The sequence below is a fragment of the Streptomyces sp. NPDC006463 genome (assembly GCF_042870715.1).
GTDB lineage: Bacteria > Actinomycetota > Actinomycetes > Streptomycetales > Streptomycetaceae > Streptomyces.
The window spans coordinates 1-24,180 of the sequence record NZ_JBIAHP010000026.1; the positions used below are offsets into that span (position 1 = coordinate 1).

Annotated in this window: 21 protein-coding genes, 1 pseudogene and 1 riboswitch; of the genes and pseudogenes, 3 read left to right on the forward strand and 19 right to left on the reverse strand. The window is 71.6% G+C overall.

Going from position 1 to position 24,180, the window contains the following annotated elements:
- Positions 1–1,720: 1,720 nt before the first annotated feature.
- The 9 genes and pseudogenes from ACFYOB_RS34100 to ACFYOB_RS34140 form a co-directional block, all read right to left on the reverse strand.
- Positions 1,721–2,893 (reverse strand): acyl-CoA dehydrogenase family protein, encoded by a 1,173-nt coding sequence (locus tag ACFYOB_RS34100; protein WP_388566844.1) that lies wholly within the window; start codon positions 2,891–2,893, stop codon positions 1,721–1,723.
- A gap of 146 nt (positions 2,894–3,039) precedes the next feature.
- Positions 3,040–3,735, reverse strand: a complete 696-nt coding sequence (locus tag ACFYOB_RS34105; protein ID WP_388566846.1) for a TetR/AcrR family transcriptional regulator — start codon at positions 3,733–3,735, stop codon at positions 3,040–3,042.
- Positions 3,736–3,865: 130 nt separating this feature from the next.
- Positions 3,866–4,642 carry a class I SAM-dependent methyltransferase gene (locus ACFYOB_RS34110; protein ID WP_388566849.1) on the reverse strand — a complete coding sequence of 259 codons (777 nt, stop codon included), beginning with the start codon at positions 4,640–4,642 and terminating at the stop codon, positions 3,866–3,868.
- Between the two features lie 42 nt (positions 4,643–4,684).
- A complete protein-coding gene (locus ACFYOB_RS34115) occupies positions 4,685–5,704 on the reverse strand; it encodes an ABC transporter permease subunit (protein WP_388566852.1) in 1,020 nt (339 codons plus the stop codon).
- Positions 5,701–6,525 (reverse strand): annotated as a pseudogene (locus tag ACFYOB_RS34120) (ABC transporter ATP-binding protein); the annotation flags it as partial. The gene ACFYOB_RS34115 and the pseudogene ACFYOB_RS34120, both read right to left, overlap by 4 nt.
- 98 nt (positions 6,526–6,623) lie before the next feature.
- Positions 6,624–7,064 (reverse strand): GntR family transcriptional regulator, encoded by a 441-nt coding sequence (locus ACFYOB_RS34125; RefSeq protein WP_388566853.1) that lies wholly within the window; start codon positions 7,062–7,064, stop codon positions 6,624–6,626.
- A 153-nt stretch (positions 7,065–7,217) separates the two neighbouring features.
- Positions 7,218–7,370 (reverse strand): SCO1431 family membrane protein, encoded by a 153-nt coding sequence (locus ACFYOB_RS34130; protein WP_388566856.1) that lies wholly within the window; start codon positions 7,368–7,370, stop codon positions 7,218–7,220.
- 141 nt (positions 7,371–7,511) lie between these two features.
- Positions 7,512–7,946 carry an SPW repeat protein gene (locus tag ACFYOB_RS34135; RefSeq protein WP_376680769.1) on the reverse strand — a complete coding sequence of 145 codons (435 nt, stop codon included), beginning with the start codon at positions 7,944–7,946 and terminating at the stop codon, positions 7,512–7,514.
- A gap of 87 nt (positions 7,947–8,033) precedes the next feature.
- On the reverse strand, positions 8,034–9,395 hold the full coding sequence (locus ACFYOB_RS34140) for a peptidase C39 family protein (RefSeq protein ID WP_388566858.1): 1,362 nt from the start codon (positions 9,393–9,395) through the stop codon (positions 8,034–8,036).
- Between the two features lie 121 nt (positions 9,396–9,516).
- Between ACFYOB_RS34140 and ACFYOB_RS34145 the strand changes: the two genes are divergently transcribed.
- Together ACFYOB_RS34145 and ACFYOB_RS34150 are read left to right on the forward strand one after the other, a co-directional pair.
- Positions 9,517–10,107: a uridine kinase gene (locus ACFYOB_RS34145; RefSeq protein WP_388566861.1), complete on the forward strand. Its 591-nt coding sequence runs from the start codon at positions 9,517–9,519 to the stop codon at positions 10,105–10,107.
- A gap of 401 nt (positions 10,108–10,508) precedes the next feature.
- Positions 10,509–12,431 (forward strand): AAA family ATPase, encoded by a 1,923-nt coding sequence (locus ACFYOB_RS34150; protein ID WP_388566864.1) that lies wholly within the window; start codon positions 10,509–10,511, stop codon positions 12,429–12,431.
- Positions 12,432–12,477: 46 nt separating this feature from the next.
- Here the strand turns inward: ACFYOB_RS34150 and ACFYOB_RS34155 are convergent, their stop codons facing one another.
- From ACFYOB_RS34155 to ribD, 10 genes are all read right to left on the reverse strand, one after another.
- Positions 12,478–13,557 carry a hemolysin family protein gene (locus ACFYOB_RS34155; protein ID WP_388566867.1) on the reverse strand — a complete coding sequence of 360 codons (1,080 nt, stop codon included), beginning with the start codon at positions 13,555–13,557 and terminating at the stop codon, positions 12,478–12,480.
- Positions 13,554–14,984: a hemolysin family protein gene (locus ACFYOB_RS34160; RefSeq protein ID WP_388566869.1), complete on the reverse strand. Its 1,431-nt coding sequence runs from the start codon at positions 14,982–14,984 to the stop codon at positions 13,554–13,556. Before ACFYOB_RS34160 ends, ACFYOB_RS34155 begins: the two co-directional genes overlap by 4 nt.
- Before the next feature lie 202 nt (positions 14,985–15,186).
- Positions 15,187–15,651, reverse strand: a complete 465-nt coding sequence (locus tag ACFYOB_RS34165; RefSeq protein WP_388566872.1) for a PH domain-containing protein — start codon at positions 15,649–15,651, stop codon at positions 15,187–15,189.
- A gap of 33 nt (positions 15,652–15,684) precedes the next feature.
- Entirely contained in the window at positions 15,685–16,533 is an 849-nt protein-coding gene (gene hisG / locus ACFYOB_RS34170; protein ID WP_388566874.1) for an ATP phosphoribosyltransferase, read from the reverse strand.
- A gap of 57 nt (positions 16,534–16,590) precedes the next feature.
- Positions 16,591–16,869 carry a phosphoribosyl-ATP diphosphatase gene (locus tag ACFYOB_RS34175; RefSeq protein WP_328924628.1) on the reverse strand — a complete coding sequence of 93 codons (279 nt, stop codon included), beginning with the start codon at positions 16,867–16,869 and terminating at the stop codon, positions 16,591–16,593.
- Positions 16,870–16,904: 35 nt separating this feature from the next.
- Entirely contained in the window at positions 16,905–17,390 is a 486-nt protein-coding gene (ribH, locus tag ACFYOB_RS34180) for a 6,7-dimethyl-8-ribityllumazine synthase (protein ID WP_007262951.1), read from the reverse strand.
- A 60-nt stretch (positions 17,391–17,450) separates the two neighbouring features.
- Positions 17,451–18,749 (reverse strand): bifunctional 3,4-dihydroxy-2-butanone-4-phosphate synthase/GTP cyclohydrolase II, encoded by a 1,299-nt coding sequence (locus ACFYOB_RS34185; RefSeq protein ID WP_388566878.1) that lies wholly within the window; start codon positions 18,747–18,749, stop codon positions 17,451–17,453.
- Positions 18,746–19,399 carry a nicotinamide riboside transporter PnuC gene (locus tag ACFYOB_RS34190; RefSeq protein ID WP_388566881.1) on the reverse strand — a complete coding sequence of 218 codons (654 nt, stop codon included), beginning with the start codon at positions 19,397–19,399 and terminating at the stop codon, positions 18,746–18,748. The genes ACFYOB_RS34185 and ACFYOB_RS34190 overlap by 4 nt, the downstream gene beginning before the upstream one ends.
- Positions 19,396–20,019, reverse strand: a complete 624-nt coding sequence (locus ACFYOB_RS34195) for a riboflavin synthase (RefSeq protein ID WP_388566884.1) — start codon at positions 20,017–20,019, stop codon at positions 19,396–19,398. Before ACFYOB_RS34195 ends, ACFYOB_RS34190 begins: the two co-directional genes overlap by 4 nt.
- Before the next feature lies 1 nt (position 20,020).
- Positions 20,021–21,163, reverse strand: coding sequence for a bifunctional diaminohydroxyphosphoribosylaminopyrimidine deaminase/5-amino-6-(5-phosphoribosylamino)uracil reductase RibD (ribD, locus tag ACFYOB_RS34200; protein ID WP_388566886.1), 1,143 nt, complete (start codon positions 21,161–21,163; stop codon positions 20,021–20,023).
- A gap of 150 nt (positions 21,164–21,313) precedes the next feature.
- Positions 21,314–21,444, reverse strand: a riboswitch (FMN riboswitch).
- A gap of 312 nt (positions 21,445–21,756) precedes the next feature.
- Between ribD and ACFYOB_RS34205 the strand changes: the two genes are divergently transcribed.
- Positions 21,757–24,114, forward strand: coding sequence for a chitinase C-terminal domain-containing protein (locus ACFYOB_RS34205; protein WP_388566889.1), 2,358 nt, complete (start codon positions 21,757–21,759; stop codon positions 24,112–24,114).
- Positions 24,115–24,180: the final 66 nt, after the last annotated feature.

The following is a 24,180-nucleotide window of genomic DNA, read 5'->3' on the forward strand; positions in this document are numbered from 1 at the left end:
TGCGCGATGGCCTTCGGCCACCCTTGACCGACCGGCCCGACCCGGAAACTTCGAGGACAGACGGGAACCCCCCAAAAGAACGGTCACGGGGGACGGGAGGGCACCGAGGGACATCAGTGACGCAGGGCCCCGTTTCCCCGAGCCAGCCCGCACCGGGCAGCGCCCAGAAGCCCACCGGGGTCGGCCAGGCGGGGCATGCGCGTCAGATCGCTACGCGCTCCTCACCTCTCAGCGTCCGACGGCCGTCCGGGGCCGGACATAAGCCGCCCACGATCCCCACATACGCCCACCGGCACGCGACTGCGGGTCGTTTGTCCCTATTTGGCGGCGAGTTGAGGGCTAGTGGATCACTTCCCGGAGCGAGAGCCCGAAAAATCCGGCACCACACTCCACCAGACCGGATTCCCACCCACCAGACCGCATTCCGCGCCCACGACCGCCCGCAGACGACCGCAGACGCCCCCGTCTCGCGCTGATGGGGCGCTTCCGGCAGCCCGCAGACGCCAGCCAAGCGCGCCCACACGCACCCCCCGAGGCGGCCCATGCCCAGCCACATGCCGGGCCGATCCCCGCCCACCCACCCCAGCCACATAGCGATCCGTGGCGGCCTATTCCCAGCCCCGGACGGCCGCCGGACGCCGAGACATGAGGAGCGCGTAGCGATTGGGGGCGCCCCCCGACCCCGAGGGGCTTCTGGGCGCCGCCCGGTGCGGGTAGGACCGTGGCCGCGCCCCCGACCCTGGCCGGGCTCGGTGATGCGGCCTGGCTGACCCCTCGTGGGAACGGGCATCCGCATCCCTGATGGACCCGGCCCTGGACACGAACACCGGTGACCGTTCTTTTGGGGGGTTCCCGTCTGTCCTCGAACTTTCCGGGTCGGGCCGGTCGGTCAAGGGTGGCCGAAGGCCATCGCGCAGCGACGCGACGAAGGAGCGCCCTTGAGGGACCGGCCCGGCCCGGAAGACGATGGGACGGACGGGAAACCCCCAGCCCCACTCTGATCCCGCCCAAGGGCAACAACCCGCCCGAAGCCACCGACCACGTCCCTGATTCGGTCCGGGGGTGGCAGCCCACCATGACCCTGCCCCACGCCCCTGACACCGCCCAAGGACTACACCCCGCCGTGCTCCCGCCCCACGTCCCTGACGCCGCCCGGTTGAGGCCCCGACTCCCGAAGCCACCGCCCCGCCTCCCCGACGCCGCCCAGCGGACATCCCGCCCCCCGAAGCCCAGCCCCCGCCCCACACCCCCGCTCCCGCCCCACACCCCCGCTCCCGCCCAGCCAGCTTCCCGGGGACCCCTCGAACGGATCCCCGGGATGGGGAGGCGATTACTCGTGGGCGGCATGCCGCGTTGGTCCGGCATGACCACGGTTGAGACTTCCACGCCACGGACGGGACGCCGTCGGCGGCCGACGCCGCCCGGTTACGAAGAATCGGTTCAGCAGGGATCCCGGCAGCGGCATCCCGATCCGCCCATCTACAGCGCGCTGATCGCCCGCTGGGCGGAGGACGGCCGGACCGTGCCGGGGCGGCGGGACCCGGAGTGGTCCCGGATCAGCACCTCCCCGATCTGGCCCAGCGGCCCGTTGTTCGGGAACTGACCCGGAGCGCGAGCCGCGCCGCCGCCCGTCCAGGTGCAAGATGGAGACCCGCCCGGCACCCGCCCAGCACCCCTAGGCTCCCGCAGGCACCCGCAGGCACCCCCGGGGCTCCCGCAGCTAGCGCGTTTCCGGACCCGCCAGGTGGCGGGCGATGACCATGCGCTGGATCTGGTTGGTGCCCTCGACGATCTGGAGGACCTTCGCCTCCCGCATCAGCCGCTCCACCGGGAAGTCCGCGGTGTAGCCGTAGCCGCCCAGGACCTGGACCGCGTCCGTGGTGACCGCCATCGCCGCGTCGGTGCAGAACAGCTTGGCCATGGCGGCCTGCCGGGAGAACGGCTTGCCCGCGTCCCGCAGCCGCGCCGCGGCGAGGTACAGCGCCCGGCCCGCCTCGATCTTGGTGGCCATGTCGGCCAGCATGAAGCGCAGCCCCTGGAAGTCCGCGATCGGGTGCCCGAACTGCTTGCGGTCCAGCGCGTACACCAGTGCCTCGTCCAGCGCCGCCTGGGCGACGCCGATGGCGCAGGCGGCGATGCCCAGGCGCCCCGCGTCGAGTGCGGCCAGGGCGATGGTGAAGCCCTGCCCCTCCTCGCCGATGCGGCGCGAGTCCGGCACCCGTACCCCGTCGAAGTGGAGCTGGGCCGTGGGCGAGCCCTTCATGCCCATCTTCTTCTCGGGCACGGCCGCGGTCAGGCCGTCCGCGTTGCCGGGGACCAGGAAGGCCGTGATGCCCTTGGGGCCCTCGGCGCCGGTGCGGGCGAGGACGGTGTAGAAGTCGGCGACGCCACCGTGGGTGATCCACGCCTTGGTGCCGGTGATGATCCAGTCGTCGCCGTCGCGCACCGCCTTGGTGGTGAGCGAGGCGGCGTCGGAACCCGCGGCCGGCTCGGAGAGGGCGTACGCGCCCAGCAGGCCGCCACCGAGCATCGCGGGCAGGTGGGCGCCCTGCTGCTCCTTGGTGCCGTAGCCGGCCAGGCCGTGGCAGGCCAGGGAGTGCACGCTGACCCCGAGGCCGACGGTCAGGCGGGCCGCGGCCAGCTCCTCCAGGACCTGGAGGTAGACCTCGTAGGGCTGCTCGCCGCCGCCGTATTCGCCGGGGTACGGGAGGCCGAGCAGCCCGGCCTCCGACAGCAGCGTGAAGATCTCGCGGGGGAAGCGCCCGGAGTCCTCCTCCTCGGCGGCCACGGGGCGGATCTCCCGCTGGGCGATCTCACGTACGAGGGCGAGGAGGTCCCGGGACTCCTCGGTGGGCAGCTGACGGTCCACCGGCTGCGGGGCGCGGTCTGTCATGGCGGCGCTCTCCTCCCTGGTCGGGCACGGCGGCGGCGCGTGAGGTGTGGGACGCGACGCCGGGTCTCGGTACTCTCACAGCCGATGCTGCCCTCCGGATCACGGAAGGGCCTGTTCAGCGGCTGCGGCGGCTTGAGTATGCCCGATCAGGGGCTTCCCGTCACCGGGGCAAGATCACCAAGCTGTTCGGACGGCTCTTCGGGGGCGGGAGGTGCCGGGCACTCCGGGACGAACTCCTCGATGACGGTCAGCGTCGCGCGCAGCTGGCGTACGAGCAGGGCGCCCAGTTCGGCGCGGCCCGGCCGGCCGGCCGCGTCCGCGGCGAGGCCGCCGATCCATTCCAGGGTGATCCCCTCGACCGAGGAAAGCCATCCCACGAGGGCGAGCCGGGCGATCTGCGGGAGCGTGCGGCGCCCGTACGCGCCTTCGGCGATGGTGGCGACCAGCTCCTCGCGGACTGCGTCGCGGATGGCCAGCACCTCGGCGTCGGAGCCGACGCCACCGGTGACGATGGTGCGGTACGCGGCGTGGTGGTGCTCGGCGTAGGAGAGGTAGCCGTCGATGGTCCGCCGGACCCGTTCGGCGCCGGGGAGCTCGGTGTCCCCGCCGGCGCGGGCGACGAGCTCGGCGACCGAGTCCTCGACGATGGCGAGGTAGTAGCCGCGCTTGCTCTTGAAGTAGTAGTAGATGAGCCCCTTGGCGACGCCCGCCTGCTTGGCGATGTCGTCCATGGACAGTGCGTCGTACGAGGTGTCGGCGAACAACTTGCGTCCGGTCGCTATGAGTTCGGCCCTGCGGACCTGCGAACGCAGGGTCGCACCACGCTGTTGACTATTGTTCAAATTCGGCCCTAGCCTCGAACTGCCACAAGACGCCTGAAGTATGGCAGCACTTCCCCCGCGAACGGACGCGGCGGGGATCCCGGACCGGCGCAGGCCGGGCGGACCCGGCCCGGCACCGGTCCGGGCGGAGTCAGCCGACGGTGACGCGGATCTTGGACTGGCCGTGTCCGAGCCGCTCCCAGTCGTCCATGAAGCGGGCGGTGAGGCCGTGCTTCGCGGCGAGGTCCACCAGGGTCCGGGTGCGGTAGTAGAAGTCCTCGCGCAGTACCTGGTGCTCGGTGCCCTCGGTGCGGTCGAAGGTGAAGTCGAACCAGCCGCCCGGGGCCAGTACGCGCTCCACGTGTGCGAAGCACTCGTCGATGATCTCGATCGGCGAGTGGGAGAAGACGCTGTGGGCGTGCACGACGTCGAAGTGGCGCTCGGGCAGGAAGTCCAGGGTGAGGTCCCGGGTGATGGTCAGGTGCGGCAGCTTGGCCTGGAGACCCTGTCTGGTCAGGGTCTCCTTGGCGGAGATGAGGATGTCGGGCGAGATGTCGATGCCGTAGTAGTGGCCGGTGTCGAGGTGTTCGATGAAGCGCCAGCCGGCCCGCAGGTTTCCGCAGCCGATGTCGAGCATGCGGTGGGCGGGCGTGAGGCCGTGCTCGACCAGGTAGTCGAACTGCATCCGGCCCAGGGCCAGCCAGCGTTCGTGGGTCTGGCTGCCGACGGCGGCCTCGGGGTTGCGGCTGGTGTCGGAGGCCATGACGGCGCGGTAGTAGCCCACGTGGTCGGGGTGCTTGTGGCGCAGCCAGGCGTCGCGGGCGGCGCGGCGTACGTAGGGGGCGATGCGGGTCGGGTTGCTCAGCGCGTAGCGGACCTTGTGGGTGACGCTGGTGCGGTCGGCGTGAAGGTTCTTCTTCGTGGCCATGAGGGTTCCCCTGTGGGTGGCGGGCGAGAAGGGTCCGGACGGTCAGACTCCGGCGGGCGCGGTGACGGCCGCGGTGGTGGTGGTGACGGTCGCGGCGGCGCGCGCCGTCGCGGTGGGGCGGCGCAGGACGTACAGGACCAGGGCCACCAGTGCGGCGGCGACGCCCAGGTAGAGCGCGGTCTCGATCCACTGGAAGGTCCAGAAGTCGCTGCTGGGATAGACCTTGTGGTAGCGGGCGACGAAGTCGTGCTGCTCCATGCACTGCCGGAGCTCCTCGCCGGAGGTCTGGCAGACGGGGGTGTTGATGTCGTGTTCCCGCCCGTCGGGGGTGAGGTAGCCGAATTCCCCGGTGGACCAGGCGCTGCCGACCCTCTTCTTGGGCGTCATGCCCGGGGTGATCCGCGTCTCGGGGTCGATCCAGCCGGTCCGCAGGAGCCTGGTGAGTACGGTCGTCGTGCCGATCACGGCGATGGTCACGGCCATGGCGGGCAGGGTGCGGCGGACCAGCAGGCCGACGGCCGTGCCGGCGGCGAGGCCGAAGAGGGCGCAGGCCACGGAGGCGGGTCCGGTCGCGTTGTAGATGTAGGCGTCGTACCAGTAGAGGCCGTCCAGGGTGTTGGAGACGGGCGACCACCACCAGGCGACGAGCGCGGCGATCTGGAGGGAGGCGATCACGGCGAAGACCGCGGCGAGGCCGAAGCGGGCGGCGAACCAGCGGCGGCCACTGACGCCCTGGGTGAGCGCGAGTTTGAAGGTGCCGGTCTCCATCTCGCGGCCCAGCAGCGGGGCGCCCCAGAACGCGCCGATGAGGGCGGGGAGGGCGAGGCCGAGGGTGCCGAGGGCTCTGATCGCGTCGGTGCTGCCGTTCAGGACCGCGAAGCTGCCCAGGCTTTCGCACCCGCCGTTCCAGCCCTTGCAGGGGACGAAGCCGTAGGCGTCGATCTCGGTCATCGTCTCGGAGCGCCGGTACGCGACCCAGGCCGTGACGGCCAGGAGGAGCACGGTGCCGACGCCGATCATCAGTCGCTGCTGGCGCCAGGCCAGCCACAGGACGCCCTTCACGCGGCCGCCTCCGTACGGTCGGTGCGCGGGGCGCCCGGGGCGCGCAGGTGGGCGAGCAACAGGTCCTCCAGGGAGGGGGTTTCGCTGATCCAGCGCTCTTCGCCGCCCGGGACGGGGCCGCGTACGGGGCCTCGGACGAGGGCGGTGATCTGACGGCCGGCGGTGACGGCGTGCACGACGGTGTCCCGGTCGAACTCTCGGGGCAGGCCGTCGGTTTCGAACGGGTCCGCGCGGCCGGTGAGCCGGGTGTGCGCGGCGCAGAGCTCCTGGGCGTCGCCGGCGAGGCGTACGGCGCCGTCCTTGAGGAGCAGGACGTGATCGCAGACGTCCTCCAGCTCGGACAGGACGTGCGAGGACATGACGATGGTGACGCCGCGGTCGGCGGCCTCGGCCATGAGCAGGGCCGTGACGTCGTGCCGGGCCACCGGGTCGAGGTCGGCGAGCGGCTCGTCCAGGAGCAGGAGGCGGGCGCGTTTGCCGAGGGTGAGCGCCAGGGCGACGCGGGTGCGGTTCCCGCCGGAGAGGGAGCCGACGCGGCTGGAGAGGGAGATGCCTGCGGCCCGTACGAGGCGTTCGGCGGCGGCCTGGTCCCAGCGGCGGTTCAGTTCGCGGCCCAGGCGCAGGGTGTCCTCGACGGTGAACCGCGGGTGGAGCGGCTTCTCCTGGGCGAGGAAGGCCGTGCGTTCGCGGGCCGCGCGGGATCCCGGGGTGTGGCCGAAGACGCTTATGCGCCCGGTGGTGGGGCGCTGCAGGCCGGCCGCGAGCTGGAGCAGGGTGCTCTTGCCGGCGCCGTTGGGGCCGACGAGCGCGGTGACGCGCCCGGCGGGCAGGACGAGATCGCAGTCCCTCAGGGCGCTGCGGCCGCGGAACTCCCTTCCCAGCCGCGTCGCCTGGAGTGCCGTAGCGACGGTCGGGTCGCTCACGTGGTGTCCTCTCTGCCGGGGGATCCGGAGTACGGTCCGGGTCCCGGTCCGGGTTCGGGTGCGGTGAAGCTTTCGTCCACGGCGGCGGCGATCAGGGCCGTGATGTCCTCACGGTCCAGGCCGGCCTCGCGTGCCCGGGCCATCCAGGCCGCCAGGTCCAGGCGGAGCGGCGAGTCGGCGGCGGCCTCGGGTCGGGACAGGGAGCGGCGTACGAAGGTGCCCGCGCCGGGACGCGGCTCGACGAGCCCTTCGCGCTCCAGCTCCCGGTACGCCTTGAGCACGGTGTTCGGGTTGATCGCGGTGGCCTCGACCACCTCCCTGGCCGTGGGCAGCCGGTCGCCGGGCTCCAGTACGCCGAGCCGAAGGGCCTGCTTGACCTGGGTGACGAGCTGTAGATAGGTGGCGACACCGCTGCGCCGGTCGACGCGGAACTCCATGTCCTCCACCTCGTTCCACTAACTGGTTAGTGGAATAGTGCAGGGGTGATCCAGTTCCGTCAATCCGGCGCGCCGACGTGGCGGCGCGGGAACGCGAAAACGCCCGCCACGAGGAACGTGACGGGCGCGCGAAGAGGTGGGGCGGGAGAGCGGTTACAGCCAGCCGAGCTGGGTGACGAACATGGCGACCACGACCACGAGCGTCCAGCCGAGCACGTGCTCCAGCCAGGAGGAATCGTCCTTGGGCCCGCCGGTGCGGACGAGGTTTCGGACACGGGCGGCGGGGGCGGCGCTGTTGGCGGTCATGGTGTCCAATGTGCCAGCGTTCGCGGCTTTCGCGGTAGAGACGATGGTCACTCGTGGCGCGGGTCACGCCACCGGGCCCCGGCCGCCCCGGCATGTGCGGTGCGGCTGGGGCCCGGCGGGCGTGCCCTTCCGGCGTCCCGGTCAGACGCGTGTCTCGCGGTTGCGGCCCGCCATCGCCGCCATCGCGAGGCCGAGGCACAGGGCCACGGCGCCGGTGATCACGTTGTTGACCACCGTGCGGGTCGTGTCCATCTCGCCGGCGATGGCCCACGGGGCGATGATCGTCCACGCACCGAGGGCGACCGCCGTCCACGCCATCGCATGGGTGCGCTCGTACGCAGAACCCAGACCGCCCATGCACAGGCAGTACGCCAGGCCCGTGATCAGGTTGTTGATGGCCAGCGGCAGAAGGAGGATGCCGAACCCCGCGATCCACGGCGAGGCGGCCAGGTACAGGCCCGTGACCAGGGCCATTGCCTCCACGGCCTGCGCCGCGGGGGTGGTGGTCACCCGCTCGAAGCGCGTGCGCATCTCTGCGAGGTCGGGGTGGTGCTCGATGCTCGAATGGGTGGTCATGGTTGGCCGCCTCTCCTTGAGAAGCCTTTATCTCCCATTTACCCCATAATGTTCCGCCCATTCAGGCCGGCAGGTCAAAGGTGAATTTCAGAGCACCCCCACCGCCAGCAGTGCCGCGGCCTGAGCCGGGCCCGGTGCGGCCGGGGCGTAGAGGTAGCAGACGCCTCCGGTGCCCGATACGACCTTGCCGGCCGCATTGTGACGCCTGGTGCGCAGCCAGATGTTCTCGAACTCGCGGCGCCGGTAGACGCGGCGGACGGAGGCGTTGTCGGGCGAGTTGGGGTCGTTGGCGACGACGTCACCGGCGGCCGTGAAGCCGATGACGGTCATCAGGTGGCCCGCTGTGCCGTATCCGGCGCCGGTCAATTCCTCGGGGCGGAAGGACTGTGAGGTGATGGCGGGGATGCCCGCCCGGACCAGGGTCTCCAGTTCGGCGAGGGAGGTGAGGCGGGTGACGACCCCGGCGAGCCCGGGGTAGGTGGCCGCGTAGGCGGCGTTGAAGGGCCAGTTGCCGCAACCCTTGTAGGCGGCGTCGTAGGTGGATCGCGCGGCGTGGCACACCTGCGGGTCGGAGTACTTCGGGTCGACCCAGCCCAGCGAGGTGGCGGCGGCTCTGCGGCCCCAGAACTCGATGACCATCTGGGAAGAGGTGGGGCTGCACCAGGCCTCGCCCCCGTTGTCGTACTCGGGGTAGCGCCCGGTGTGGACCTCCTGCGAGTAGCGCGGGACCTTCAGCTCGTGGGCCTGGCCGGAGGGCGGGGAGGCCGGCACGGTGAACCGGTCCGGGACGTCGGAGAGCATGGCGCCGGCCAGCCGGACGGTGGGTCCGCGGTCGGCGCCGGGCCTGCGGTACAGGGTCAGGCGCAGCTGCCAGTCGGTGATGCGCAGGCCCGCCGCCGGGGCGTCGACGGCCAGGGTGTCGGTCCAGACGGTGGACCTGCCGTCGGTCTGGCCGTCCACGGAGGTGCGGCGGATGTCGCCGTCCCCGGAGGCCCAGCGGCCCATGACGTACCAGGGGCTGGCGGTGCCGTCGTTGTAGGTGCCGCGCAGTTCGGTCTGGATCCAGGTGCCGGCGGGAGTGCGGGCGTTCCAGGAGGCGACGGCCTCGGTGGCGGGCACGGCGGAGCGGTGCACCGGGGAGGTCCAGGTGGCGTACTCCCAGGTGCTCTTCTTCCCGGTGTGCGGGTCGGCGTACTCGGTGCGGCCCGCGGCGGTCGCGATCTGCAGGCCGGCCCGGGCGCCGCCGACGGCGGTGGTTCCCTGGTGGACTCCGGCCTTCCAGTGGTCGTACGAGAACCAGAACCGGTTGTCGACGGTGCGGCCCCCACCCCGCGGAGCCGCGGGGGCGGCGGCCGTGGCGCTGCCGCCGGAGACGGTGGTGGCGGTGGCCGCGGTGGCGACCGCCAGTGCGGCGACGAGTACGGCCCTGCGCGGTGTGGGTGCGGTCATCGCGAGGTTCCCCCAGGGTGGGTCGGTGCTTCGATGGGCTCACCCTTCCAGTTCCCGTCGGCCCGGCGGCGAAGCCACCGGTCGTGTCGGTCCTCCGGAGCGCCTGTCCTACGCTGGTCGGGTGGAGCCACACCAGTCACTTGAGTCACTCGCGCGGGAACTGGAGGCACTGCCCCCCTCCCTCGGCCCGGTGCGGTTGATCGGGATCGACGGGCACGCCGGGTCCGGCAAGAGCACCTTCGCGGACCGGCTCGCCGGGGCGCTCGGTGACGCGCCCGTGCTGCACCTGGACGACGTGGCCACCCATGAGGAGCTGTTCGGCTGGCAGCAGCGGCTGCGCGCGCAGGTGCTGGAGCCGCTGGCCGCCGGGCGGCCCGCGCACTGGGCCCCGTACGACTGGGCGGAGCGCCGCTTCGGCCCGGGGCGGCTGCTGGAGCCGGCGCCGGTGCTGCTCGTCGAGGGAGTCGGGGCCGGCCGGCGGGCGCTGCGCCCGCATCTGGCGCGGCTGCTGTGGATGGAGACGCCGCGCGAGCAGTCCTGGGGGCGTGGGCGAAACCGGGACGGACATGACCTTTCCGACTTCTGGGACGGATGGGAGCGCGCGGAGCTCGCGCACTTCTCGGATGACCCTTCGCGCCCCTTCGCCGACACCCTGGTACGCCAGAGCAGTACGGGATACGAGTGGTCTTCCGGGACCGGTGCGACGGCGTGAATCAGCTCTTCGGTCACCGAAGGTGACGGACTCCCCCGGGCCTGGGCGGCCCCGGAATTCCGCTCCGCCGGGCCTCCACCGACCCGCTTGACCTGGGGCCCGAAACGGTCGTACGTTCTCAATGCGCGGCCTTCGCGGCTGCCGCGGACACGAAGCCCCCGGTTGTTCCCCCGTGATCGGGGGCTTCGTTCTGCCCTCGGACTCCGCCGGCGCGGACACCTCCTTCACCCTGAGTCACCGGGTACTGTCGGGGCGCACACGGGAACCGGGCCCGTCGCGCCCTACGTAAGGTGCGAAACCGCAGGTACGATGCAGCCCTGATTTCATCGGCGCAGTGGGCAACTCGCGCGCTCGAAGCGGGGGTTGCCGCGCACCACGGGGGCTGGCTTGTGGGGGACGTGATGGATTTCGGCACGCCGGGCAGCACACACGCCCCGGCCGAACTCGCCTGGCTGCGCGGAGTCGACGCCTGCACCATGGGCGCCTATCCGCAGGCCGAGGAGGAGTTCCGGGCGGCCGTACGACTCGATCCCGCGATGGCCGACGCCTGGCTGGGCCTGCACGCGCTGCGGGTCGACACCACCAACGCGTTATTGCGCATGTACGCGCACCGGGACCGCTTCGGCGAACAGCGGGCCCGGCACCGCCGGACGCTGAATTCCTGGTACTGGCTGGGCTGGTGGGTGCAGCCGGTGCTGGAGAGCCGGCGGGACCTGCTGCTGGCCCACGCCTCGCACTGGCTGGACGGCCGCCACGTGCCCGAGCTGGACCAGGCGCTGGCCGCGCTGCCTCCGGTGGACACCGATCCGCAGGTGCGCTTCCTGCACGCCTGCCGGGCCTACCTGGTCAAGGACTGGGAGCAGTTGGTGCGGCACACCGAGCCGCTGGTGGACGATCCGCTGCTGGGCATCGAGGCGGGGCTGTTCGGCGGGATGGCGCGGGTCCGGCTGGAGATGTACGGCCAGGCGGAGCCGATGCTGTCGGCGGCGCTGATGCGGTGCCGGAGCGAGCAGCCGCAGCGCAAGGAGCTGCGGTACTGGCTGGCGCGGGCGCACGAGGGCACCGGGCGCAGTGCGGCGGCGCTGCCGCTGTACCGGGCGGTGCACCGGGTGGACCCGGCGTTCATGGACACGGCGGCCCGGCTGACGGCCATCGAGGACGGCGACGACACCGACGGCATGGCCGGTATGGCCGACGGGGCGGCCGGGTATTCCGGGTTCGGGAGCTACGGCGGCCACGGCCCGTCTCCGGCGGGCGGGAACTTCGCGGCGGTGGCGCTGGGCGGCGGGCCCGTCCAGGACATCGCGGCGGACGGCCAGGTCGAGCCGGACCCGCTGACCGGTCCGCCGCCCCCCACGGGCCGGGCGGAGGGGGTACGGCGCAAGGTGTCCGTCCCGCCGCAGGGCGCGCCCGCGGGCCTGCCGGCCGGGCCGCCCGACCCGGACGCGCTCGCCGAGGCGCTGGCGGAGCTGGAGCGGATGGTGGGGCTGGAGCCGGTCAAACGGCAGGTGAAGGCGCTCTCCGCGCAGTTGCACATGGCACGGCTGCGGGCGGGGCAGGGACTGCCGGTTCAGCCGCCGAAACGGCATTTCGTGTTCTCCGGCCCCTCGGGCACGGGCAAGACGACGGTGGCCCGGATCCTGGGCCGGGTCTTCTACGCGCTGGGCCTGCTGGGCGGCGACCACCTGGTGGAGGCCCAGCGCTCCGATCTGGTGGGCGAGTTCCTCGGCCAGACCGCGGTGAAGGCGAACGAGCTGATCGATTCGGCGATCGGCGGGGTGCTGTTCGTGGACGAGGCGTACAGCCTGTCCAACTCGGGCTACAGCAAGGGTGACGCGTACGGGGACGAGGCCCTCCAGGTGCTCCTGAAGCGCGCCGAGGACAACCGGGACCACCTGGTGGTGATCCTGGCGGGCTATCCGGCCGGGATGGACCGGCTGCTGGCGGCGAATCCGGGGCTGTCCTCGCGGTTCACCTCCCGGGTGGACTTCCCCAGCTACCGGCCGCCGGAACTGACCGCGATCGGCGGGGTGCTGGCGGAAGCGAACGGGGACGGCTGGGACGAGGAGGCGCTGGAGGAGCTGCGCAGCATCAGCGCCCACGTGGTGGAGCAAGGCTGGATCGACGAGCTCGGCAACGGCCGCTTCCTGCGCACCCTGTACGAGAAGAGCTGCGCCTACCGGGACCTGCGGCTGGCGGGCTTCGCGGGCGAGCCCTCCCGCGACGACCTGGCGACGCTGCGGCTGCCGGACCTGATGCAGGCGTACGGGGAGGTCCTGTCGGGGCGCGGCCCCCAGGAGCGCCCGGAGCCGCCGTCGCTGTGACGGCGGCGGCCGCCGGACCCGTCGTACGGCGGGTCCGGCGACGGCGTCAGCCGGTCAGGGCGCCCTCCGAGCGGAGCTCGGGCCGGCGGGCCGGCGGGGGCGTGCGGTGGGCCGGGTCGCGGACCTCGCCGACCAGCATCTCCAGGACGTCCTCCATGGCGACCAGGCCGAGCACCCGCCCGGACGCGTCCGCGACCTGGGCGAGGTGGGTGGCGTCCCGCCGCATGACGCTGAGCGCGTCGTCGAGCGGGAGGGTGGCGGACAGGGTGGTCATCCGGCGCCAGACCCGCTGGGGCACGGCCCGCTCCCGGTCTTCCAGGTCCAGTACGTCCTTGACGTGCAGGTAGCCCATGAAGGCACCGCTGGCGGAGCGGACGGGGAACCGGGAGTACCCGGTGCGCACCGTCAGCCGCTCGATCTGGCGCGGGGTGACCGAGGGATCGACCGTGACGATGCGGTCCCGGTCGAGGAGCACGTCGGTGACCGGGCGGCTGCCCAGTTCCAGGGCGTCCTCCAGGCGCTCCTGCTCGACCGGCTCCAGGAGCCCGGCCTGCCGGGAGTCCTTGAGCAGCCTGCCGAGCTGGGCGCTGGTGTAGACGGCCTCGACCTCGTCCTTGGGCTCGACCTTGAAGAGCCGCAGGACGAGCTTGGCGCAGGCGCCGAGCGCGGTGGTGACCGGCCCGCACAGGCGGGCGAAGGCCACCAGGCCGGGGCTGAACCACAGGGCGGTCTTCTCGGGGGCGGCCATGGCGAGGTTCTTGGGGACCATCTCGCCGATGACCAGGTGCAGGAAGACCACGGCGGCGAGCGCGAACGCGTAGCCGAGGGGGTGGATCAGGCCCTGCGGTACGTGGACGGCGTGGAAGACGGGCTCCAGCAGCCGGGCCACGGTGGGTTCGGCGACCGCGCCGAGGGTGAGCGAGCACATGGTGATGCCGAACTGCGCGGCGGCCATCATGCGGGGCAGGTTCTCCAGGCCGTGGAGCACCTGCCGGGCCCGCTTGGATCCGGCCGCCAGGGGCTCGATCTGGCTGCGCCGTACGGAGACGAGTGCGAACTCGGCGCCGACGAAGAAGCCGTTGGCTAGGACCAGCAGCAGGGCGAAGAGGAGCTGGAGCGCGTTCATCGGGTGGCGCCTTCCAGCTCTGCCGGATGCGGGGCCGGTTCGCCGGCGCGGCTCGCGCCGAGCCGCGCCGGGACGGCGTGGCCGGAGCCGGAGCCGTGCGGACCGGCGGCGGGGACCGGTGTCAGCCGGACCAGCCGGACCCGTTCCGCGCGGTTGCGGCCGACCTGACGGACGGACAGCCGCCAGCCTGGCAGCTCCGCCCGGTCCCCGGGGGCGGGGATCCGGCCGAGGAGGTCGGCGACGAGGCCGGCGACGGTCTCGTACGGGCCGTCGGGCACCTCCAGGCCTATCCGGCGCAGGGCCTGCACCCGGCAGCTGCCGTCGGCCTCCCAGGAGGGGCGGCCGTCCTCTGCGGGTACGGCGGCCAGTTCGGGGCCCTCGTCCTCGGCGAGGTCGTGCTCGTCGCGGACCTCTCCGACGAGTTCCTCCACGATGTCCTCCAGGGTGACCACACCGGCGGTGCCGCCGTACTCGTCGACGACCACGGCCATCGGCTGTTCGCTGCGCAACCGTTCCAGCAGCGGCTGCACCGGCAGGGAGCCGGGCACCAGCAGCGGGGCGACGCAGATCCGCGCCACGGTGGTGCGGCCGCGATCGGACTCGGGGACGGCGAGGGCGTCCTTGAGGTGGACCACGCCGGTGATCTCGTCGATGCGGTCGCGGTACACGGGGAAACGGGACAGGCCGGTGGCTCGGGTCAGGTTGAGCACGTCGGCCGCGGTGGCCGTGTTCATCAGGGCACTGACCTTCACCCGGGGGGTCATGACGTGCTGGGCCGTGAGCTCGCCCAGCGAGAGGGTCCGTACGAAGAGGTCGGCGGTGTCCTGTTCGAGGGCGCCGGCCTGGGCCGAATGGCGGACCAGGGAGACCAGTTCGCCGGGCGTGCGGGCGGAGGCCATCTCGTCGGTCGGCTCCACGCCGAGCGCCCGCACGAGGCGGTTGGCGACGGCGTTGAGACCGGCGATGACCGGCCGGAAGGCACGGGAGAAGGCGTTCTGGGGGCCGGCGACGAAGCGGGCCACCTGGAGCGGCCGCGAGACGGCCCAGTTCTTCGGGACGAGCTCGCCGACGACCATCTGGACGGCGGAGGCGAGCAGCATGCCGATGACCACGGAGACGCCGGACGCGGCTCCCCCGGGGAGGCCGGTCGCGGCGAGCGGCCCGGCCAGCAGTGCGGCGAGGGCGGGCTCGGCGAGCATGCCGACCACGAGGGAGGTGATGGTGATGCCGAGCTGGGTGCCGGAGAGCTGGAAGGACAGCTCTCGCAGGGCCTCGACCACCGTGCGGGCACGGCGGTCACCGTCGGCTGCGGCGCGCTCGGCCTCGGGCTTCTCCACCGTGACGAGCCCGAATTCGGCTGCCACGAAGAAGCCGTTGGCGAGGATCAGAACGAAAGCCGCCGCAAGCAGGAGTAGCGGGATGGTCATGCCGCCGCCTCCGTGGGGAGGGCGGCGCGGATATTACCGGACGATCCGTCCATTGCTGGAGGGAGTCACTCCTCAAGTCGCAGGTGACCCGCAGGACCCGGGGGCCCCGGGGCAAGTGGGAGGGCGCATGGCTGCGCCCCGTCACCAGGGTAGTCATTGAGATCGCGGCCGCAACGGTACGCAGCCACGAGACTCGGTGGACTCAGTGGTCGTGCGCGCCTGTTCCCCGGGTTTCGGCGAGGGCGCGCAGGGCGCGGGCGTCGCCGATCGCCTGGGCCTTGGCGACGCCCGGCTGGATGCCGAGGGCGGGCAGGCTGGTGCCGTCGCTGAGGTCGAGGAACACCCACGGGTCGCCGGGGCGGAGGTTGACGCGCAGGATCTGCGCCCACTCCAGCCGGCGGGTGGTGGTCAGGTTGACGACGGTGACCCCGGCTTCGTCCGCGACCACCTTGGGACGGCTGAGCAGGACGGGGACGGAGCTCAGCAGGACGGCGGTGAAGACGAAGCTGATCCGTTCCCCCGTGCTGAGGTTCTCCAGCAGGAAGGCGACCGCCGTGATGGTGAGGAACATGGCGAGCCCGGCGCTCAGCAGGACGGCCCGGGTGCGGGTCGGCCGGAAGGTGACCGGCAGGGCGGGCGGTACGGGCTGGGCGGCGGGCTCGGTCATGCGTGTGGGTGCCTTCTGGGGGTCGCGTGGGGGTCAGAGCCGGCAGGCGTGGATGGACGTGGTGAGGATCGCGCGCGCGCCGAGCTCGTACAGGTCGTCCATGATCCGCTGGGCCTCCTTGGCCGGGACCATGGCACGGACCGCGACCCAGCCCTCGTTGTGCAGGGGGGAGACGGTCGGCGACTCCAGGCCCGGGGTGAGGGCGACCGCGCGCTCCAGGTGCTCGGCGCGGCAGTCGTAGTCCATCATCACGTAGCTGCGGGCCACCAGGACGCCCTGGAGGCGGCGCAGGAACTGCTGGGCCTGCGGGTTGTCGGCGTCGGTGCCGTTGCCGCGGATGACGACGGCCTCGGAGGTGAGGATCGGCTCGCCGATCACCTCCAGGCCCGCGTTGCGCAGGCTGGTGCCGGTCTCGACGACGTCCGCGATGATCTGGGCGACGCCGAGCTGGATGGCGGTCTCGACCGCGCCGTCGAGGTGGACGACGGAGGCGTCGATGCCCTTCTCCGCGAGGTGCTTGGCGACGATTCCCTCGTACGAGGTCGCGATGGTCATCCCGTGGAAGTCCTCGGGGCCCTTCGCGGTGCCGGGGAGGGTGGCGTAGCGGAAGGTGGAGCGGCCGAAGTTCAGCGGCAGGATCTCCTCGGCGCTGGCGCCGGAGTCGAGCAGCAGGTCGCGGCCGGTGATGCCGATGTCGAGCTTGCCCGAGGAGACGTAGATCGCGATGTCCTTGGGGCGGAGGTAGAAGAACTCGACCCCGTTCTCGGGGTCGACGACCACGAGCTCCTTGGACTCCTTGCGCATCCGGTAGCCGGCCTCATGGAGCATCGCCGACGCCGGTCCGGAGAGTGAACCCTTGTTGGGGACGGCGATGCGCAGCATGGGGCTTCCTTTGATGCGTGGATGTGCGTGGATACGGGCGGGTGTACGTACCGGGGATCAGAGGTGGGAGTAGACGTCGTCGAGGGAGATCCCGCGCGCCACCATCATCACCTGGACGTGGTAGAGCAGCTGGGAGATCTCCTCGGCGGCGGCTTCCTTGCCCTCGTACTCGGCGGCCATCCAGACCTCGGCGGCCTCCTCGACGACCTTCTTGCCGATGGCATGGACACCCTTGCCGACGAGCTCGGCGGTACGGGAGGTGCTGGGGTCGCCGTTGGCCTTGGCCTGGAGCTCGGTGAAGAGCTCTTCGAAGGTCTTGAGGGATTCGTTCGCCATGATGGTCCTCAGAATACGGGGTTCCCTTACGCCACTCAGCGCCAGGGTTCGCTGACGGTCCGCAGGGTCATGGCGGTGGAGACGGCGGCGGTGACCGCTTCGTGCCCCTTGTCCTCATTCGACCCTTCGAGCCCGGCGCGGTCCAGCGCCTGCTCGTCGTTGTCGCAGGTCAGAACACCGAAGCCGACGGGGACTCCGGTGTCGATCGACACCTGCACCAGGCCTTGGGTGACGCCCTGGCAGACGTAGTCGAAGTGCGGGGTGCCGCCGCGGATGACCACACCGAGGGCGACGATGGCATCGTAACCGCGACCGGCGAGTACCTTCGCCACGACGGGGAGCTCGAAGCTGCCGGGGACGCGCAGCAGCGTGGGCTCGTCGATGCCCAGCTCGTGCAGGGCCCGCAGGGCGCCGTCGACCAGCCCGTCCATGACCTTCTCGTGCCACTGGGCCGCGATCACGGCGACTCGGAGGTCTCCGCAGTTCTTCACGCTCAGTTCGGGTGCGCCCTTGCCGCTCACAGCTCTGCTCCTCGGTGGTTCGTGTGGGTGTTCTCGTGTGCCGGGTGTTCGGGTGTTCGGTTACTGGTTGCCGCAGGCGGAGGTGGTCACGGCCCCCTCCAGCCAGGGCAGGTCATGGCCCATCCGGTCCCGCTTGGTGCGCAGGTACCGCAGGTTGTGCTCGCCGGCCTCCACGGGCATCGACTCCCGGCCGGTGACCGTGATGCCGTGCTGTACGAGGGCGGCGGACTTGTCGGGGTTGTTGGTCAGCAGCCGGACGCTGCGCACGCCGAGGTCGGCGAGGATCTGCGCGCCGGCTCCGTAGTCGCGGGCGTCGGCGGGCAGGCCGAGCTCCAGGTTGGCGTCGAGGGTGTCGCGGCCGCGCTCCTGGAGCTCGTACGCGCGCAGCTTGGACAGCAGTCCGATGCCGCGGCCCTCGTGGCCGCGCAGGTAGACGACGACTCCGCGGCCCTCGGCCTTGATCCGCTCCATGGAAGCGTGCAGCTGGGGGCCGCAGTCGCAGCGCTGGGAGGCGAAGATGTCGCCCGTCAGGCACTCGGAGTGCATCCGGACCAGGACGTCCTCGACCCCGCCGCCGGCGCCGATCTCGCCGTGGACGAGGGCGACGTGCTCGACCCCGTCGACGGTGGAGCGGTAGCCGTACGCGGTGAAGTCGCCGAAGGCGGTCGGCAGGCTGACCTCGGCCTCGCGGCGCACGGTCGGCTCGGCGGAGCGGCGGTAGGCGATCAGGTCCTCGATGGAGATGATCGTCAGACCGTGCTTGCGGGCGAAGGGGATCAGCTCCGGCAGGCGCAGCATGACGCCGTCCTCGCCGGCGATCTCGACGATGGCGCCGACCGGGCGTAGGCCCGCGAGGCGGGCGAGGTCGACGGCGGCCTCGGTGTGGCCGTTGCGGACCAGCACGCCGCCGGGCTTGGCCCGGAGCGGGAAGACGTGGCCGGGGCGGACGAAGTCGGCGGGCTGGGAGACGCCGCCCGCGAGCAGCCGCAGGGTGGTGGCGCGGTCGGCGGCCGAGATGCCGGTGGTGACGCCGTGGGCAGCGGTGGCGTCGACGGAGACGGTGAAGGCCGTCTGCATGGACTCGGTGTTGTTCTGGACCATCTGGGGGAGTTCGAGCCGGTCCAGCTCGGGGCCCTCCATGGGGGCGCAGATCAGGCCCCGGCACTCGCTCATCATGAAGGCGATGATCTCGGGAGTGGCCTTCTCGGCGGCGATGACGAGGTCCCCCTCGTTCTCGCGGTCCTCGTCGTCGACGACGACGATCGGGCGGCCCGCCGCGATGTCGCGGATGGCCTGCTCGACGGGGTCGAGGCGGAAGGTCTCTTCGGGGATGTCGGGCACGGGCTTGAGGGTGGTCATGCCGTTGCTCCTTCCATGGCCGGGGCGGTGGTGGTGCGCGAGCGCTGGTACCAGTCGTAGGCGCCCCACAGCACGAGGGCGAAGTACACGACGTAGACGAGGCCGGAGAAGGCCAGGCCGTTGTTGAAGGCGAGGGGTACGCCGACCAGGTCGACGAGGAGCCAGGCGAACCAGAACTCGACGAGGCCGCGGGCCTGGGCGACCATCGCGACGATGGTGCCGACGAAGATGTACGCGTCGGCCCACGGGCTCCAGGACAGGTGCGGGAAGAGGGTGAAGAGGCCGCCGACGGCGAGGGTGCCCAGCGCCGCTCCGGCGAGGAGCAGGCCGCGCTCCTTCCAGGTGGCGGTGCGCACGGCGATGGAGCCGTCCTGCGCCTGCTGCTTGCCGAGCTGCCAGGCGCGCCAGCCCCACACCGCCACGCCGATGACCAGCAGTTGCTTGCCGACGCCGCCGGAGAGGTGGGCGGAGGCGTAGGCGGCGATGAGGATCAGGCCGGACAGGAGCTGGGCGGGCCAGGTCCATATGGAGCGGCGCCAGCCGAGGGCGAGGGCGGCCAGGCCCATCAGGTTGCCGATCATGTCGGACCAGATGACCTTCTGACCGAAGACGGTGAACGCCTCCGTGTTGAGCCAGGTCAGGGCGCTCACCGGTCGTCCCCCGTCGCGTGCAGCGGGTTCACGCCGGCGGCCAGCAGGCGTTCGACGTACTTGGCGAGGACGTCGACCTCCAGGTTGACCGGGTCGCCGCTCTGCTTGATGCCGAGCGTGGTCAGCGCGAGGGTCGTGGGGATGAGGCTGATGGTGAACCAGTCGGCGGCGGCCTCGACCACGGTGAGGCTGACGCCGTCGACCGTGATGGAGCCCTTCTCGACGACGTACCGCGAAAGGTTCTCCGGAAGTGCGATCTTGACGATCTCCCAGTGCTCCGAGGGCGTCCGGGAGAGGATCGTGCCGGTGCCGTCCACGTGCCCCTGGACCAGGTGGCCGCCGAGCCGCCCGCCGAGCGCCATCGGGCGCTCCAGGTTGACGCGGGAGCCCTCGGCCAGGGCGCCGAGGCTGGAGCGGTTCAGGGTCTCCTGCATCACGTCGGCGGTGAACTCGCCGTCGGCGGTCTCCACGACGGTCAGGCAGACGCCGTTGACGGCGATGGAGTCGCCGTGCTTGGCGCCCTCGGTGACGAGGGGGCCGCGCAGACGGAAGCGGGAGGCCTCCGCGAGCTGCTCGACGGCGGCGACCTCGCCCAGTTCTTCGACGATTCCGGTGAACACTTCAGTGCTCCTTGGTGGCGGTGACGGTGGCGGTGACGGGGACTGCGGTGATGCGGAGATCGGGGCCGATGCGGACGGCCTCGGTGATGTCGAGGCGCAACGCACCGGAGATGTTCTTGATTCCGGCGTCGGCGAGGGCCGCGGGGCCCGCGCCGAGCAGGGCCGGGGCGATGTAGCCGATGACGCGGTCGACGGCTCCGCCCTCGAGGAAGGCTCCGGCCAGGACGGGCCCGCCTTCCAGCAGGACGGAACGCACGCCGCGGAGGTTCAGGTGGGCGAGGAGGTCGTGCACGCCGATGCGGCCGTCGTGCAGGGGCAGCCGGAGCAGCTCGACGCCGGGCAGGTGCCGGGTGTCGGCGTCCTCGCCGACGACGAGCAGGGTGGGCGCGGCGCCGTCGAGGATGCGGGCGGTGGGCAGGACCGTGGCGCGGGTGTCGAGGGCGATCCGCAGCGGTTGCGTGGCGCCGTCGATGCCGCGTACGGCGAGGTGCGGGTCGTCGGCGCGCAGGGTGCCGCCGCCCACCAGGACGGCGTCGCTCTCGGCGCGCAGCCGGTGGACGTCGCCGCGGGACTCGGCGGAGGTGATCCAGCGGCTGCTGCCGTCCGCGGCGGCGCTGCGGCCGTCGAGGGTGGCGGCGTACTTCCAGGTGACGTGCGGCCGCCCCAGGCGTACGGAGGTCAGCCAGGCGGCGTTGCCGGCCTCGGCCTCCTCCCGCAGCAGCCCGGCCGTGGTGTCGACCCCGGCGGTGCGCAGGGTGGCGGCGCCACCGCTGGCCTGCGGGTTCGGGTCGGGGACGGCGTAGACCACGCGGGTGATCCCGGCCTCGACGAGGGCGCGGGCGCAGGGGCCGGTGCGGCCGGTGTGGTTGCAGGGTTCCAGGGTGACGTACGCGGTGCCGCCCCGGGCGGCCCCGCCCGCCGCGCGCAGCGCGTGGACCTCGGCGTGCGGGCCGCCGGCCCGCTCGTGCCAGCCTTCGCCGACGACGGTGCCCGCGGCGTCGGTGACGACGCAGCCGACGACGGGGTTGGGGCTGGTGGAGCCGAGTCCGCGGGCGGCGAGTTCGACGGCTCGGCGCATGGCACGGGTGTCCGCGTCGGGTGCCGCGTGCGCTGCGTGTGTCGCCACCGGGTCCTCCTGCCTCATCGGGCACGGACTCCGGGGCCTGTCGGGATACGACAGATGAAGCGGTACAGCGCACACGGGGACGCCGAGGCCGGAAAAACGGTCCGGTCAGACATATCCGCAGGGATATGCCGACGAACCGCCGACGGCGGCGTACCGGTCACTGGCCCGCCGCGCACTGCCTCCCATCCGGACTTTAACCGTCGGTCCAGGAATCTCACCTGGTCAACCGGCCGCTGGCTGCGGACGGGTCGCGGACTATAACCGCCGGTTCGGAATTACACCGACCCCGGAGTGCGCTGCTTACTGGTACTGAAGCCAGTCTGCCACGGGCGATCGGCGGCCATGCGGGTGAAGTGCTGTGGCCTGGGTCACAAGACAGCCGTTCTTGAGCGAACGTATTGCGCCACGCGCACCCCACCTGTACGCCGCCCCCGCTTCCGCCGGCGCTTTGGTCCAGACCTATTGACGGGTTGGTCTAGTCCTCTTAACGTTCCCCTCGTCTTCCCCGGGAACGGCCCGTCAGATGTGCGCACGTCACGGGCCAACCACAGCTGTCCTTCTGCCTGTTGCTGCTGCCGTGTCCTGCCATCCTCCCCTCCCCAGGAGGCACCATGCCGTCCCCCACACGTACGAGAGCGATGCTCCTGGCATCCGGCGCCGCAATCGCCGGACTGCTGGTCGGCGGACTCTCGGCGGGCGTCTCGCACGCCGCCGACAACGAGAGCTGTCGCCCCGACGGGCTGTACAAGACGGCCGGTGTCGACGTCCCGTACTGCTCGGTGTACGACACCGAAGGCCGCGAGAAGATGGGCGCCGACCACCAGCGTCGCGTCATCGGCTACTTCACCGGCTGGCGCACCGGCAAGGACGGCACCCCCGCCTACCTCGCCAACAACGTCCCGTGGTCCAAGGTCACCCATTTGAACTACGCCTTCGCCCACGTGGGCGGCGACAACAAGATCTCCGTCGGCGCGGACGGCGCGAACAACGCCGCCACCGGAATGACCTGGCCGGGCGTCGCGGGTGCCGAGATGGACCCGGCCCTCCCGTACAAGGGCCACTTCAACCAGCTGACCAAGTTCAAGAAGCAGTACCCGAACGTCAAGACGCTGATCTCGGTCGGTGGCTGGGCCGAGACCGGCGGCTACTTCGGCGACGACGGCAACCGCGTCGCCTCCGGCGGCTTCTACTCGATGGCCACCAACGCCGACGGCTCGGTCAACCAGGCCGGCATCGACACGTTCGCGGACTCCTCGGTCGAGTTCATCCGCAAGTACGGGTTCAACGGCGTCGACATCGACTACGAGTACCCGACCACCATGAAGGACGCGGGCAACCCGCTGGACTGGCAGCTCTCCAACGCCCGCCGGGCCGGCCTCGTCAAGGGCTACGACGCCCTGATGAAGAGCCTGCGCGAGAAGCTCGACCGGGCCGGCGCCACCGACGGCAAGCACTACCTGCTCACGGTCGCCGCACCCTCCTCCGGCTACCTCCTGCGGGGCATGGAGACCTTCCAGATGCAGAAGTACCTGGACTACGTCAACATCATGTCCTACGACCTGCACGGGGCCTGGAACGAGTTCGCCGGCCCGAACGCCTCGCTCTTCGACGACGGCAAGGACGCCGAGCTGGCCGCCGCGAACGTCTACGGCAGCTCCCAGTACGGCGGCATCGGCTACCTCAACACCGACTGGGCCTACCACTACTTCCGCGGCTCCATGCCGGCCGGCCGCATCAACATCGGCCTGCCGTACTACACGCGCGGCCACAAGAACGTGCAGGGCGGTACCGACGGCCTGTGGGGCAGGGCCCCCGCGACCACCTGCCCGGCGGGCGCGGGCCTGACCAAGTGCGGTGACGGCGCCGTCGGCATCGACAACCTGTGGCACGACAAGGACACCAACGGCGTCGAGGCGCCGGCCGGTTCCAACCCGATGTGGCACGCCAAGAACCTGGAGAAGGGGATCGTCGGCGACTACGTCACCTCGTACGGCTTCCCGGCGAACACCACGCTGACCGGCACCTACGCCCGCAAGTACGACGCGACGCTGGTCGCGCCGTGGCTGTGGAACGCACAGAAGAAGGTCTTCCTGTCCACCGAGGACGAGCAGTCGGTGGCGGCCAAGGCCGACTACGTGGTGGACCGCGGCATCGGCGGCACCATGGTCTGGGAGATGGCCGGCGACTACGGCTGGAACGCCGCGAAGGGCCAGTACGAGATGGGCTCCACGCTCACCTCGCTGATGTACGACAAGTTCAAGGCGGCCGCCCCGTACGGCGCCAAGAAGTCGAACGCCGCGCTGCCGGCGCAGGCCGTGGACATCAAGACGGAGTTCACCGAGTTCAAGCTGGGCGACTCCAACTACCCGATCACCCCGAAGCTCAAGATCACCAACAACACCCAGACGACGCTGCCGGGCGGCACGGAGTTCCAGTTCGACTACTCGACCTCGGCCCCGGCCAACGCCTCCGACCAGTCGGGCTTCGACACCAAAGTGATCAAGAGCGACCACACCGGCAGCAACGTCGGCGGCCTGAAGGGCGACTTCCACCGGGTGTCCCTCAAGCTCCCGGCCTGGCAGACGCTGGCCCCGGGCGCCTCGGTCGACCTGGCGTTCAACTACTACCTGCCGGTCTCCACACCCTCCAACTGGACGGTGAACATCTCCGGTACGACCTACGCGCTCGCCGGGGACCTGGCGCGCGGCGTCACGGTGGTGCAGCCGGGCAGCACCACGCCGCCGACCACACCGCCCACCACGACTCCGCCGACCACGCCGCCCCCGACCACCACGCCTCCGACGGGCGGTGCCTGCACCGGCCCCGCGTACGTGGCGGGTCAGATCTACAACAGCGGAAACGTCGTCTCCCACAAGGGCCACTACTGGAAGGCCCAGTGGTGGACGCAGAACGAGGAGCCCGGCACTACGGGTGAATGGGGCGTCTGGAAGGACCAGGGCGCCTGCTGACACCCGCTGGGTGACGTGCGCGAAGTGAAGACGTGAGGACCCGGTGGCCCGGCGGCCACCGGGTCC